General features: G+C 68.7%; 11 protein-coding genes. 6 read left to right on the plus strand and 5 right to left on the minus strand.

Going from position 1 to position 14,080, the window contains the following annotated elements; translation table 11 throughout:
* Nucleotides 1–74: 74 nt before the first annotated feature.
* Nucleotides 75–1,751: an electron transfer flavoprotein-ubiquinone oxidoreductase gene (locus ACO1BU_RS09710; RefSeq protein WP_424135758.1), complete on the minus strand. Its 1,677-nt coding sequence runs from the start codon at nt 1,749–1,751 to the stop codon at nt 75–77.
* 130 nt (nt 1,752–1,881) lie between these two features.
* Between ACO1BU_RS09710 and ACO1BU_RS09715 the strand changes: the two genes are divergently transcribed.
* Both ACO1BU_RS09715 and ACO1BU_RS09720 read left to right on the plus strand, forming a co-directional pair.
* Nucleotides 1,882–2,700 carry a uracil-DNA glycosylase gene (locus ACO1BU_RS09715; RefSeq protein WP_424135733.1) on the plus strand — a complete coding sequence of 273 codons (819 nt, stop codon included), beginning with the start codon at nt 1,882–1,884 and terminating at the stop codon, nt 2,698–2,700.
* A gap of 156 nt (nt 2,701–2,856) precedes the next feature.
* Nucleotides 2,857–5,121, plus strand: a complete 2,265-nt coding sequence (locus ACO1BU_RS09720) for a lytic transglycosylase domain-containing protein (protein WP_424135734.1) — start codon at nt 2,857–2,859, stop codon at nt 5,119–5,121.
* A 78-nt stretch (nt 5,122–5,199) separates the two neighbouring features.
* On the opposite strand, the gene ACO1BU_RS09725 is transcribed toward ACO1BU_RS09720, so the two are convergent.
* Nucleotides 5,200–8,001, minus strand: coding sequence for a phosphoenolpyruvate carboxylase (locus ACO1BU_RS09725; protein ID WP_424135735.1), 2,802 nt, complete (start codon nt 7,999–8,001; stop codon nt 5,200–5,202).
* A gap of 112 nt (nt 8,002–8,113) precedes the next feature.
* Nucleotides 8,114–8,485 carry a winged helix-turn-helix transcriptional regulator gene (locus ACO1BU_RS09730; protein WP_424135736.1) on the minus strand — a complete coding sequence of 124 codons (372 nt, stop codon included), beginning with the start codon at nt 8,483–8,485 and terminating at the stop codon, nt 8,114–8,116.
* A 100-nt stretch (nt 8,486–8,585) separates the two neighbouring features.
* Between ACO1BU_RS09730 and ACO1BU_RS09735 the strand changes: the two genes are divergently transcribed.
* The 4 genes from ACO1BU_RS09735 to ACO1BU_RS09750 all read left to right on the plus strand — a co-directional run bounded on the left by ACO1BU_RS09735 (nt 8,586) and on the right by ACO1BU_RS09750 (nt 12,197).
* On the plus strand, nt 8,586–9,608 hold the full coding sequence (locus tag ACO1BU_RS09735) for a zinc-binding alcohol dehydrogenase family protein (RefSeq protein WP_424135737.1): 1,023 nt from the start codon (nt 8,586–8,588) through the stop codon (nt 9,606–9,608).
* Between the two features lie 146 nt (nt 9,609–9,754).
* On the plus strand, nt 9,755–9,958 hold the full coding sequence (locus ACO1BU_RS09740; RefSeq protein ID WP_424135738.1) for a hypothetical protein: 204 nt from the start codon (nt 9,755–9,757) through the stop codon (nt 9,956–9,958).
* A 133-nt stretch (nt 9,959–10,091) separates the two neighbouring features.
* Nucleotides 10,092–11,090, plus strand: coding sequence for a Bug family tripartite tricarboxylate transporter substrate binding protein (locus tag ACO1BU_RS09745; RefSeq protein ID WP_424135739.1), 999 nt, complete (start codon nt 10,092–10,094; stop codon nt 11,088–11,090).
* Nucleotides 11,091–11,186: 96 nt separating this feature from the next.
* Nucleotides 11,187–12,197 (plus strand): alpha/beta fold hydrolase, encoded by a 1,011-nt coding sequence (locus tag ACO1BU_RS09750; RefSeq protein WP_424135740.1) that lies wholly within the window; start codon nt 11,187–11,189, stop codon nt 12,195–12,197.
* 38 nt (nt 12,198–12,235) lie between these two features.
* Here the strand turns inward: ACO1BU_RS09750 and ACO1BU_RS09755 are convergent, their stop codons facing one another.
* Nucleotides 12,236–12,922, minus strand: coding sequence for a TetR/AcrR family transcriptional regulator (locus tag ACO1BU_RS09755; protein ID WP_424135741.1), 687 nt, complete (start codon nt 12,920–12,922; stop codon nt 12,236–12,238).
* Between the two features lie 2 nt (nt 12,923–12,924).
* Nucleotides 12,925–14,076: an FAD-dependent monooxygenase gene (locus ACO1BU_RS09760; RefSeq protein WP_424135742.1), complete on the minus strand. Its 1,152-nt coding sequence runs from the start codon at nt 14,074–14,076 to the stop codon at nt 12,925–12,927.
* Nucleotides 14,077–14,080 lie beyond the last annotated feature (4 nt).

Raw genomic sequence — 14,080 nt, forward strand, 5'->3', positions numbered from 1 at the left:
CGGCATGAAAAAGGCCGGGGAGCAACTCTCCCCGGCCTTATCGGCCCCGCCGTCAGGCGAAGGCCCACCGGCGGCTACATGCCGCCGATATAGTTCGGCCCGCCGCCACCCTCAGGCGTACGCCAGTCGATGTTCTGCGTCGGGTCCTTGATGTCGCAGGTTTTGCAGTGCACGCAGTTCTGCGCATTGATCACCAGCTGCACGCTGGCATCACCTGCCTCCGCCTGCGCGCCATCCCCTGTCGCCTCCGCGTCCGGCGTGCCGCGCAACTCGCGCTCCGCCTCCGGTCCCACCGCCTCATACACGGCGGCCGGGCAGTAGCGGCTCTCCGGGCTGCGGAACTGCTCCCAGTTCACGGCCTTCCAACGGCCGGGATCCTTCAGCACGAGGTGCACGGGCTGGTTCTCCTCGTGGTTGGTGTTCGAGAGGAACACCGAGGAGAGCCGGTCGAAGGTCAATTTCCCGTCGGGCTTCGGATAGACAATGCGCTTGCTCTGCGCGGCAGGCCGCAACGTCTCGTGATCGGCATGATGCGGCCAGGTCCAGGGCGCCTTGCCGCGGAACACATAGGTGTCCAACGCCGCCGCAGCCATGCCGCCGAAGAAGCCGAATTTGGAGAAGCCCGGGCGGATGTTGCGGACGCTGTGCAGCTCCTCCCATACCCAGGAATTCCGGAGGGCCTCCGGATAGCTCTCCAGCACCTCCGGCCGTGCCTCCTGCCCGAGCACCGCGGCGATGGCCTCGGCGGCCACCATGCCGCTCTTCATCGCGGTATGGGTGCCCTTGATCTTCGGCACGTTCAGGAAGCCGGCCGTGTCGCCCACCAGCATGCCGCCCGGGAAGACCAGGCGCGGGATGGCCTGAAGGCCGCCCTCGTTCAGCGCGCGCGCGCCATAGGCGATGCGCTTGCCGCCCTCCAGGAAGCCACGCACGGCCGGGTGGGTTTTGAAGCGCTGGAACTCATCAAAGGGCGAGAGCCACGGATTCTTGTAGTCCAGCCCGACCACGAAGCCGATGGAGACGAGGTTTTCCCCGAGCATATAGAGCCAGGAGCCACCATAAGTGTCACTCGTCAGCGGCCAGCCCGTGGAGTGCCAGACCAGCCCGGGCTGATGCTTCTCCTTCGGGATCTCCCACAATTCCTTCATGCCCAGGCCAAAGGTCTGCGGCGCGCAATCCTTGCGCAGGTTATAAATGTCGAAGAGCCGCTTGGTCAGCGATCCGCGGCAGCCCTCGGCAAAGATCGTATAGGTGGCGCGGAGTTCCATGCCGGGCTGGAAGTCCGGCCCTTCCTCACCCTCCCGGGTAATGCCCATCACGCCCGCGACGACGCCCTTTACGGCCCCGTCCTCAATCACGAGGTCGGAGGCAGCGAAGCCCGGATAGATCTCGATCCCCAGCGCCTCGGCCTTCGCGCCGAGCCAACGGCAGACATTGCCAAGGGACACCACGTAGTTGCCGTGATTGTTCATGGCCGGCGGCGTGGGCAGCTTGAAGGCCCGCTTCTCCGTCAGGAACATGAACCGGTCATCGCCGGCCGGGGTCGCCAGCGCCGGCGGATCGTCGCGCCAATCCGGGAACAGTTCGTCCAGCGCGCGCGGCTCCAGCACCGCGCCGGAAAGAGTGTGGGCGCCGATCTCCGAGCCCTTCTCCACGAGGCAGACGCTGGTGTCGGGCGCAACCTGCTTCAGCCGGATGGCGGCCGCCAGCCCGGCGGGGCCACCGCCGACCACCAGCACGTCGAATTCCATGCTCTCGCGTTCGGACACGCTTGCTCCTCCTAATTCGGCTACGGATGTAGCCTCGCCGCCTCCCCGGCGTAACCCATGATCGGCATCTGGCCCATTGCGCGGGGGCGCGGCGGGGCGCGATACCACACCCATGAATTTGGACGAGGCCGGGACAGCGGCCCTGCTCGCCGCGCTGGAATTGCAGATCGCCTGGGGCGCCGATGAGGCGCTGGAGGAGGTGCCGCAGGACCGCACCCGCCCGCGTGAGCCCGCCGTGGCTGTCCCCGCGCCGCGTCCAGCTGTCCCCCGCCCCGCCACACCGGCCACACCAGCTGCCGCTTTCGCCCCCGCTGCCGCCCGCGCGGGGGAAGTGGCAGCCGGCATCGATAGCCTCGACGCCCTGCGCGACGCCCTGGCCGCCCTTGATCACCCGCTGCGCGAAACAGCCGGAAATCTTGTCCTCTCCGACGGCGTGCCGGAATCCGGCCTTGTCCTGATAGGAGAGGCCCCCGGCGCCGATGAGGACCGCCAGGGCAAGCCTTTCGTCGGCGTCTCCGGCAAGCTTCTGGACCGGATGCTCGCCAGCATCGGGGTCGAGCGGGCGCGGAACGCCTATCTGACCAACATCCTGCCCTGGCGCCCGCCGGGGAACCGCACCCCCACAGATGCGGAAATGAACCTTTTTACCCCCTTCGTGCTGCGCCACCTGTCCCTGGTGCGGCCGCGCCACATCGTCCTGCTGGGCGGCACCGCGGCCAAGGCACTGCTCCGCCGTAATGAGGGCATTACCCGGCTGCGCGGCCGCTGGCATTCGCTGGAAGTGCCCGGCCTTGGCCCCGTCCCCACCCTCGCGACACTCCACCCGGCCTATCTGCTGCGCCAGCCCGCGAGCAAGCGCGACGCCTGGACTGACCTACGCCTGCTGAAGCGCGCGCTGGACGCCAAGCCGGACAGTCTCCCAGCTCCATGAACGAAATGTGAAGGTTCCGTCGCTGCCAAGTGCCTGATTTCCGGGCGCCAGGCCCGAAGCTCGCGCAGCGGTTGCTTGCCTGACGGGCATCCCCCTCTTAACGCTCCGCCTATGCGAGCTTCCCCCCCCGGGCTCGATCGCCGTCCCCCCCGGCGAGTGCGCGCTGTGGGGGCGATCCTGGCGCTGGCGCTGGCCCTGTTTGGCCCCGTCGCGCAGGCCGCCCCCCATCGTGCGCAAGAGAGTCCCTCTCGCCGTGAGCAGACCGTGCCGCGCGAGTCCCGTCGTGCCGTCCAGGCACGTGAGGCCCACCATACTGCCCAGGCCCGCGCGCCCCGTCGCGTCGTCCCTGTGCATGGGCGCCGTCCTGCCGCCGCGGCAGCGCGGCCTGCGCTGCGCATGGTCCGGTCCGACAGCCTGCGCCCCCCGGCACGCGTCTCCATCAGCGCGCTCCAGCGTGATGTCGCGCGCGCCCTGCCACGCCGGGCCGCCCGAAACCTGACCGCCCGCGCAACCCGGCCAGCCTCCACACGGCAAAGGGGCCGGGCAGCGCCCTCCAGGGCTCTCGCCATGGCAGCGGCGCACGAACCCGAGCCCACCACTCTCGCAAGCACATTATCCAGGCGCTCGCAGGAGACGAGGACGCCATCCAACCGCTTGCAGGAGCTGAAGACCCCGCAGGAGATCGCCCTCTCCTTCGCCCGCACACCGCTGGCCGGCTTCGCCCAGCCCGCCGAACGCAGCCTGCCCCAGCCCCTGGCCCCCTCCGACGCTGCCCGGCTGCGCCGCATCTTCGAACTGCAGGCCCGCGGCGAAATGGCCCATGCCATGCGGGAAGCCGAGCGTCTGGATGACCGCCGCCTGATGGGTCATGTCCTGGCCGATCGCTGGCGCCCCGGCGGCGTGGAGCCGACGACCGCGGAGCTGCGTGCCTGGCTCGCGGAGTATGGCGACCACCCGGACGCACCTCGTCTTCACGCCCTGCTGGCCTCCCGCCTGCCCCGGGATGCTGCCCCGCCCCCCCTGCCCGAGGCGGAGAAGGCCGCCGACGAGCCCCCGGCACCCGGCCAGGAAGTGCCTCCAGAGGAGCGCGAGCCGCCGGCGGCGGCCGCCCGCCCCCTGATCCGCAACCCCGCCCTGGACCGCACCGTCCGGGACATGGCGTCCCGCGGCGACGTGCAGGATGTGTTGCGCCACATCACCAACACCCGGGGCATGACACCGGCTTACGCCGCCGCGCTGCAGACGGATGTGGCCCTCATCCTCTTCACCAGCGGCCGGGACCAGGACGCCTTTCGCGTCGCGTCCATGGCGGCCCGAACCACGGGCGCGCCGGCGCAGGCTGCCTTCGTCGCCGGCCTCTCCGCCTGGGGCCTCGGCCAGTATGAGACGGCCCTGCCTTATTTCGAGACGGCCGCGCGGAGCGACACGGCCCCCGCGGTGCTGCGCGCCGCCGCCGCCTTCTGGACCGCGCGCGCCGCTGTCCGCGCCCAGAGGCCCCAAGGCTACGTGCCCTGGATGCTCCAGGCCGCGCAGGAGCCACGCACCTTCTACGGGCTGGTCGCCCGCCGCGCCCTCGGCCTTCCTCCCGGCTTTGCCTGGGAGAGCGATGTGGCCGGCGAGGCTGAGACAGCCGTGCTGGCGGAGACAGCCGGCGGCTGGCGCGCCCTGGCCCTGATCCAGATCGGCCAGAAGGCCCGGGCCGAGGCGGAGCTGCGCCGCCTCTGGTCCGTGGCCCAGGGCAATCCCGCCCTCGCCCGCGCAATGCTCGCCACCGCCACCAGCGCCGAGCTGACGGAGTTGGCGGCCATGCTCGCCTCCCAGGCCCAGGCCGCCGATGGGCGCCCGCGCGACTATGCCCGCTTCCCCGTGCCACGGTTGGAGCCGCAGGGTGGCTGGCGCGCGGACCCGTCGCTGATCTACGGCCTGGCGCGGCAGGAATCGAATTTCGACCCCGACGCCGTCTCCCCCGCGGGAGCGCGCGGCCTGATGCAGGTGATGCCCACCACCGCCGCCTACATCACCGGCGATGCCAATCTGCGGGAGGGCGGCCAGCGCCGGCTGCATGATCCGGGCTTCAGCCTTGAGCTTGGCCAGCGCTACCTGCTGCACCTTGCCGGCCAGGAAAACGTCCAGGGCGACCTGATCCGCCTTCTCGCGGCCTATAATGCCGGCCCCGGGAATCTTGCCCGCTGGATGCCGGCCGGGCGCCACCGGGAGGACCCATTCCTCTTCATCGAGAGCATCCCATTCAACGAAACCCGCGCCTATGTGCAGCGCGTGCTGGCCTATTCCTGGATCTATGCCAGCCGCCTCGGCCTGCCCGCGCCCAGCCTGGACGCGCTGGCCGCCGGCAGTTCCCCCCGCTTCCTGGGCGTGGAGGAGCTGGCGCGGCTGGTGGCCCGGAACCGGGGCATCCGGTAGCATCAGCGCGGCTTACCCAGGGAAGCTCTGACGACCTCGGTCCTGCGCGAGGCAGGCTTGGAAGGCGAGCGGCGCGACCTACCCGAAAGCCCCGCATTCCAGCGACACCACCGCACTCGCCTCGCGCACCAAGGCGAAGAGCTCGCGCAGCGGTCCCATCAACTCCGCATGCTCGCGCCCATAGCCACCATGGCGGGGGGATGGCGGCTCGGCGTAGTCCAGCGCGGCGCTGGGCGGTTCGTGGGCGGGAAAGACCTCGTCCAGCAGCGTCGCAGCCTCCTCCACATCCAGGCGCAGCAGGCGGCGCAGCAGGCCGTCGCGCGTCACGCCGTGACGGGGCGAGAACTCCGGGATGTTGACGGAGCGCATCCAGATCCGGTGGATCAGCAACAGACGCACGGCATGCACGGCGAAGAGCCGGTCCGACATGCGCGGTTCCTCGCCATCGGCTGGCCAGGCGCCGCGCAGGGCGGTGTCGTCGGCCAGGAGGTGACGGAAGGTGCGGCGCACGGGATCGCCCACTCCCAGTTCCTCCAGCGCCGTCGCGACGGCGGCTAGGGTCGTGGCATTGGCCGCGCTGCGAGCCTTCGCCGCGCGGTCCAGCCACATGCCCGGATCGAGCGTCGCGACATAGCCGCGCAACACATCGGGATCGGAAAGAGAAAGGCCGGCCCGCGCGAAGGCCATCGCGCCCGCGAAGCGCGGCGACTTCCGCAGAAGTTCGGCAAATCCCTCTGGCTCCCGCGACGCACCGCCCCCCAGGCCATGCACGAGATTCGCCAGAAAGCCGAGCTGTTGCAGCACGGCGTTGTTCGGGATGGCGCGCAGCTCCCGCGGATGGCGGATGACGGCGGGGCCGCCCGTGTCGCTCTGACGGGCGGCGGGGCGCGATCCCGTGCGGTCCAGCAACGCCGGGCCGAACCCGCCGAGCAGCCCGGCATAACCCGGATCCTCCACCAGACTCGTCATCGCGACGCGCATGCCCGCGAAGAGATCGGCGGCGAAGCCGGCCTCGGCATAGACGAGATCGGTGATCTCACCCGGCAGGGGCGCGAAGGCGTGCTCGGCGATCCGCGCGATGGTGGCATGGGCCAGCGCCGGCGTGCCGAAAAGCTGATAGCCATCACCGCCCTGAAAGCTCGTCTCCAGCCGCGTCGGAATGCGGGCTGCGGCGAAGGCGGCGCGCACAGCGGGCGGATCGAGATAGTCGAAGCGCGCCGTCAGCCCGTCCGGATGGCCACCGCGTCCGAGCCCCTCACCATGCGTATCGAAGAGCACGACCTCCAGATCGCCCAGCCCGTGCCGGGCTAGCAGATCGGCCACGCGCAGCTTCAGCCGCTCGATCAGATGGCTGGCGGCGGGCTGGCCGACATAGCGCCCGGAATCCGAATAGCCGAATTGCAGGCAGAGCCGTCCGATGCCCCTGAGATAGGCGCGCCAATGCGGGGAGCGCAGCGCCTCCTCGATCACCCGTTCGCCGCGCCGCTCCAGGGCCTCCGCGGTTTCGAAAAGCGGGCTGATCTCGACATGCCGCTCCGCCCCGCAGATCCGCGCGAGCAGAAGGGCCGCCAGCAGGGTGAAGCCGCTTTCCGTTTCAGCCACCAGGAAGCGCACGGGCTGCGAGGCGTCGATATGCTTGGTGATCTGCGTCACCGTCATCATCAGCCGCATCGCGCTGGCGGATTCCGACAGCAGCCCGCCCGTATCCACGGGCTCCGGCTTCGCCTCGTCCAGCGCCGCGTTGATGGCGCCGAACAGGGCACGGCGCCGCGCGGCATCATCCGGCGCGCCGCCCAGATGCGGGGCGCGCAGCCGCGCAGCGTTGTGGAGCTGCGAGGCATTCAGCCGCACATGGGTATGCGCCAGGGACAGCCCATGCGCCACGAGCCCGGCGCGCGCGACGAGCAGCGCCATCCGCGTCTGGTCATCTGGCGCTGCGGCGATGGCGCCGCCGAACAGCTCGAGCAACGGCTCGGGCGTGGTCAGCGCGTCTTCTCGCCGTCCGACCAGCAGGTGGGCGAAGCGCTGTGCCGCCTCCGGCTCCGGCGTGCCGGAGGGTGGACAGGCCGCGATCTGCGCGCGCACGGCGTCCAGGGCCCGGGCGACCCGATCGCGCAGCGGTCCGGCTCCCTCCTCTGGCAGCGAGGTGATCTGCGCCTCCAGCCGCACGAGGCCGAGTTCCTTCATGCGCAGCCGCAGGCGCAGCGTGTCCTGCCAGTTGATGTCGGTTCGCCCGTCCGTGTCGTAGCCCACCCAGGAGGAGAGGATCACCGGGGCAGGCAGCAGGCTGCGCCACCGATCCGGCCAGGTGTCGCGCGCAACCCCCAGGAAGGCGGCTGAAAGCCGGTCCAGCGCATCCCGTCCATTGGCGATGGCGGTGACGGCCTGGGTGAATTCCTCCTCCAGATCCGGAGGCACGGGGCGGAGCGGCAGGCCAGATGGCGCGGGCGTGCCGCAGGCAGCCTCGGCCAGGGCGCGATTGGTATCGCGCGGCAGGGAGAAGGTGGGATGCGCGGTGAAGACCGCGGCCGCCCGCGGCCGCTCGCAAGCCTGGCGGAAGGCGGCAAAGGGCACGGGGCTATCGGCCGGGTCCGGCCGGGCCACGAGATTGGCGACCTCGATCAGGGCAGCATCGGCGGCGTCGGCATCGGTTCCGCCGACATTGCGGGCCAATCGGGCCGCGCGATCCGAAAAAGCCAAGTCCCCGATCTGGCGGAGGGCGGCCCTGAGCATCGGGAGATCCAGCTCCCCGGTATCCAGCTGGCGGCTCAGCGCCACTGCCATAGCCAGGACGGGAGTGGCGAAGGGGTCGCCCTTGGCCTGGGCCCTGGTAGCGGCGGCCAGGGCCAGCAGGTCGGGGGGCGTTTCGGTCCTGGCCATTCTCGTCCTTCCTACGCGCCGTTCCAGCCTTGCAGGAACGCGGCACCGCCGGAAAGAGCAGCGGCGGACACGTTTGCTGCAGCGCACGCGCGATAGTAAGGGCTTTCGGTCGTTACGCCGCCTTGCGGGGCTCCTGACCGGCCAATGCCGCCGCCATCACATGCTCGTCGCCCCATTCCTTCAGCGCCCGGATCACCGGGGCCAGGCTGCGGCCGCGCTCGGAGAGGCTGTACTCCACTCTCGGCGGAACCTGGGCATAGACCTGCCGCGTGATCAGCCCGTCCGCCTCCAATTCCCTCAGCTGATTCGTCAGCATGCGCTGAGTCACGTTTGGCAGGCGCCGACGGATCTCGTTGAAGCGCATCGTTCCCTCCCCGAGATGGTGCAGGATCACGCCCTTCCACTTGCCGTCGATAAGGGCGAGCGTCGCCTCCACCGCACAGCCGGGGCTGCAGTCCAGCGACCGATGGCGGGTCCGGGGCATCACGGTATCCTTTTCGACACTATGGGCGCTTTATGTGCGTTCTTGCGATCAAGAACGCTACTTCGCAATTCTGCGGCCAGCAACATTCCGGAGATGCGCCATGCGCGCCGTTGGTTACACGAAGCCCCTGCCCATCGATCAGGCCGAGTCGCTGGTCGATATCGATCTGCCCGCGCCGGAGCCGAAGGGTCATGACCTGCTCGTGGAAGTCCGCGCCGTGTCAGTGAACCCTGTGGATACGAAAATGCGTCTGCGGGCCACGCCCCCGGCCGGCGCGCATCAGGTGCTCGGCTGGGATGCCGCCGGCATCGTGAAGGCCACCGGGCCGGATGCCACCCGCTTCAGGCCGGGCGATGCCGTGTTCTATGCCGGCGACCTGACCCGCCCCGGTACGAATGCCGAGTTGCATCTGGTGGATGAACGGATCGTCGGCGCCAAGCCCGCTTCGCTGAACTTCGCCGAAGCCGCCGCGCTGCCGCTGACCGCCATCACCGCATGGGAAGCCATGTTCGACCGGCTGCAGGTGAAGACCCACACCGTTCCGGGTGCCGCGCGCGCCATCCTGATCGTAGGTGGCGCCGGCGGCGTCGGCTCCATTGCCACCCAACTCGCGCGGCAGATGACAGACCTGACCGTGATCACCACCGCCTCGCGTCCGGAAACGCGGGAGTGGTCGTTGAAGCTGGGAGCCCATCACGTGGTGGACCATTCCCGGCCGCTGGCGGCGGAGGTGGCAGCGCTCGGGATCGGGGCCCCTGCCTTCGTCTTCTCTACCACGCAGACGGACAAGCACCTGGCCGAGATCGCAGAACTGATTGCGCCGCAGGGCCGCTTCGCGCTGATCGATGATCCGGCCACGCTCGATGTCATGCTGCTGAAGCGAAAGTCGGTATCGCTTCATTGGGAATTCATGTTCACCCGTTCGATGTTCGGCACCGCAGACATCGCGGAACAAGGCAAGCTGCTGGATGAGGTATCGCGGCTGGTGGATTCGGGTACGATCCGCAGCACGCTGAACGAGAGCTTCGGCACGATCAATGCGACGAATTTGCGCCGTGCCCACGCCTTCATCGAAAGCGGCAAGGCGCGGGGCAAGGTCGTGCTGGAAGGATTCAACAGCTGACCTCAGCCTAGTGGCGCCGGACATCGCGACAACCTGCCAGGACACTGGCGTCGCGGTGTCCGGCACCGCATTCGCCGCTGGTGGCGTTCCCCCGCAACGGCGCCTTGCCTGCGGGCGTTCACAGACCAGCCGAGAGGAGAACGCCGATGCCCAACGAGCCAACTACCCAGAGTGTCTCCGCACCCGCCGCGGAGGGAACGCCGCGCCCTGGCGATGAGACGACCCCGGATTCCTCCCAGACCGCCCAGAACAGCTGCCCGGCCTGCGGCGGCTCTGGTACAGTTGAAGGCAAGCCATGCGCGAGCTGCGAGGGAACCGGCATGGTCACGGTGACCGTCGGCGACGCCTGAGCCAGTCCGGCGGCCGCTCGGAGATGACTAACCTTTCCGTGGGACCGGCACGGGAACAGGTGACGCGCCCCGCCAGCCCCGGCAGATTGTCTCCCGAACCGGCCCGAAACGAGGCCGGTCAGGAGACCTGTCCATGCTGACCCGACGCAGCTTCGGCGGCCACGCTGCCACCCTTGCCCTTTCGGCCGCGGGATTATCCCTCGCCCGTCCGGCCCTGGCTGCCTTCCCGGACCGGCCGATCACCATCATCGTTCCCTTCGCCCCCGGTGGCGCCAATGACCTGGCCGGCCGCCTTCTGGCCGATCGCCTCGGCCCCCTGCTGGCCCCCGACGGCCGTGCTTTGGTCGAGAACCGCCCGGGCGGCGGCAGCGCCATCGGCGCCGATTATGTGCGGCGCGCGAAGCCCGATGGCCATACCCTGCTGGTCGGCTCCGCCTCCACACTTGCTGTTGCCCCTGCTTCCGGCGCCAGCGCGGCCCGCTACCACCCCACCAAGGACTTCACGCCGATCACGGTGGTCGGCACCAGTCCGCTGGGCGTGGTGGTGCCGACCAATTCCGGCATCACCACCGTGCAGCAGCTTGTTGAGAGGCTGCGGGCTGAACCGGGCAAGATCAGCTATGCGAGTTCTGGCGTTGGCGGCGTGTCGCATCTCGGCGCGGACTATCTGGCGAACCTGGCCGGCACCTCCGCGCAGCACATCCCCTATCGCGGCGGCTCGCAGACCGCGGAATCCCTCATCAAGGGCGAAACCCTCTATGCAGTGGACCAGCTCGGCTCCGTCGTCGGGCAGGTGCGCGACGGGGCGCTGCGTTTGCTGGCGGTGACCACCCGCACCCGCGACCCGAACTTCCCGGATGTGCCGACCGTGGCCGAGGCTGTGCTGCCCGATTACGAGCTGACCACCTGGACCGTGATGGTCGGCCCCAAGGACCTGCCGGACGACGTGGCCCAGGCCCTCAGCAAGGCCGCCAACGCCGCACTGGCGGAGCCCCGCGTGCGCGAGAGGCTGGAGAGCACCGGAACCACTCCGATGCTGGACAGCACGCCTGCTTCCACCCGCGCCTTCCTGGACCGTGAGTTCATGCTCTATTCCCGCATTATCGAACGTATCGGGCTGCGGCTGGACTAGCCGCCCTGCGGGGAGCGGGACCGATGATCCGCTCTCCCGCCTTGCGGCGGCGCGCTGCATCGGCTGCATTGCCGGTGCAGCCGCCGGAGAGGGATCATGATCAGCTGGGCCAAGGAAACCGGACGCTATGCGCTGGGCGATCTGCCCGTTCTGAAAGGCGGCACGGTTGCCGGGGCGACGCTGCACTGGCGCACACATGGCACGCTTTCCCCGGCGCGCGACAATGTCGTCCTGTATCCCACCAGCTACGGCGCCACGACGGCGGAACTGGAATGGCTCATCGGGCCGGATGGCGTGCTGGACCCGACGCGCTGGTTCGTTGTGCAGATCGACATGTTCGGCAACGGCGTCTCCTCCTCCCCCTTCGACACGCCGGACTACCCCGCCCTCGTCACCGCTTATGACAATGTCCAGGCGCAACGGCGCCTGCTGAAGGACCTGTTTGGCATTGAGCACTTGCGCGCGGTCTATGGCTGGTCCATGGGCGCGCAGCAGGCTTATCACTGGGCCGCACTCTTCCCCGAGGCGGTCGAGGCGGTCTTCATCAATTGCGGCAGCGCCCGCACCGCCGTGCACAACCAGGTCTTTCTGCGCGCCCAGATGGCGATCCTGGAGGCGGCTCCGGAATACCGGGGCAACGGCCTGTTTTCGGCCCAGCCCAAACCCGCGTTGCGCGCCTTCGGTCGCAACTATGCCGGCTATGCCATGAGCCAGGATTTCTACCGTGCCGGCCTGCACCTGACGCCCGAGACACCGGATCTGGAGTCCTATCTGCGCAGCTGGGAGGCCCGGTTCGAAGGGAAGCACGCCGCGAACCTGCTGGCACAGATGCGCTGCTGGAACGCCGGCGACATCAGCGACAACCCGACCTACAAGGGCGACCTTCAGGCTGCCCTGCGCGCGATTGACGCGCGCGTGCTGCTGATTCCCGGCGCAACCGACATCTATTTTCGCGTGGCCGACAACGAGGCGGAGTTGCCCTTCCTGCGGAAGGCGGAGCTGCGGCCGATCCCGAGTATCTGGGGCCACCGCGCCGGCAATCCGCTGGGCAATGCGGAAGATACGGCCTTCCTGCGGGGCTGCGTCCGGGATTGGCTAGGCAGCTGAGAGAAATGGGGGAGGAAGGAATTCTTCCCCGGCCTTCTTTATCGGCTCGAAGGCGCCGTCATCCCAGCCACGAGGAAGTCCGTCAGCCGCCGCACGACCTCCTCCGTATCGTCAGTAGTGTAGCGCCCCTCCGACACCTCGGCGAGCCGGTCAAAGCCCGAGAGCATGTAGAGGTAAGTACCCACCGCAAACATCATGCGCCAATGCGCGTCCGCAGTGTCGAGCCCCGGCACGATCCTCTCCAGCGCCGCGATATAGTTGCGGGTGGAATTGTCATAGACCTCCCGCCGCAGGCGCAGCGCCAACTCATCGGGCTCATGGTGCAGCCGGGCCTGCATGCGCACGAAGGCCATCGCGGTCGGCCCTTTCCGGCGCAGCGCGAACTGGGGTGTCAGATAGGCGGTGATCAGCTCTCGTGCCGTCGGCGGTTCGGGCCGTGCCAGCAGGGCCTCCAATAACGCTTGCCGTTCGCGCGAGACCTCCAGGCCCCGACGCTTGAACAGCGTCTCGAACAAGCCCTGCTTGCTCCCGAAATAGTAAATGATCAGTGCCTGCGTCACATCCGCCCGCTCCGCGATCTCTCGCAAGGAGGCGGCGACATAGCCGTGATCAGCGAAGACCTGCTCCGCGACGTTCAGGATGTTATCCTGTGTCGAGACGCCGTCGGGATCAGCCGGGCGACGGCCGATCCGGCGGCGGGGCGATGCGGCCGTGCCTCCAGCCACCCTCAGGCCGCCGTTCGGGCCGGCTCAACCAGCGGCACGCTGAACACGTCATATCCGAAGACCCAGCTGGGGTCCTCATTCGTGCGCAGCCAGGTGTTGTCATGCGACACCTTCTGCACGCGGGATGCCCGATCGATCCGGTTCGCGCGGTACAGGGCGAAGGCCGTCTCGTAATCCTCCAGCCCCACGGCCTTGAAGCAGCGCGCCAGCATCGCCGCATCCTCGATCGCCATGGCCGCACCCTGGGCCATATGCGGCTTCATGGGATGGCAGGCATCGCCCAGCATCACCATCCGCCCGCGGCTCCAGAGCGGCAGGGGATCGCGCTCCAGCAGCGGCCATTTGGTGATCTCGGAGCAGGCATCGATCAGCGACTGCACCATCGGGTGATAACCGGCGAAGGCCTCGTACATTTCCTCCTGGCTGCTCTGCACCCAGGCCTTGCTCATGTCCCATTCGGCCTGCGGCACCCCGGTCACGTAGTAGTACTCGTCCTGCCGCTCGGTAACGAAATAGACCATCATGTGCCGGTCCTCGGACCACCACTTTACGCATTGGTCGAATTTGAAGTCGTACTTGGCCAGGGCGGAGGCCGGGAACACCGCGCGGTGCCCGACATAGCCGGTGTATCGCGGCAGCTCGCTGCCCAGCATGTGCTCGCGCATCACGGAGTTCACGCCGTCGGCGCCGATCACGATATCGGCCTCGGCGGTGGTACCATCAGCGAAACTCAGCAGCACGTTCCGGTCGCGCTCCTGCAGCGCGGTCAGGCGCTTGTCGTACTGGATCCAGCCGGACGGGACGGCATCCGCCATCAACTGGTGGAAGTCACCACGATGCACCGTGAGATAGGCGGCGCCATAGGTCTTGCGGGCGTAGTCGCCCAGCGGGATCTGCGACAGGATCGCCCCATCATTCCAATTGCGGCTGTACCAGTAATCGGGGTGCGAGCCCATTTCCTCCATGGCCCGCTCCAGCCCGATCCGGCGCATGACCTTCATCACATTCGGGCCGACATGAATGCCTGCGCCCAGGCGAGAGAAGGCGGGGGCCTGCTCATAGAGAACTGACTCGAAGCCTTCGTTTCTCAGCAACAGGGCGGCGGCAATCCCGCCGAGCCCGGCTCCGACGATGGCGATCCGCGGCTTGCTCATGATC

Source organism: Roseomonas chloroacetimidivorans, from assembly GCF_049629625.1.
In the GTDB taxonomy this organism is placed as follows: domain Bacteria; phylum Pseudomonadota; class Alphaproteobacteria; order Acetobacterales; family Acetobacteraceae; genus Roseomonas; species Roseomonas chloroacetimidivorans.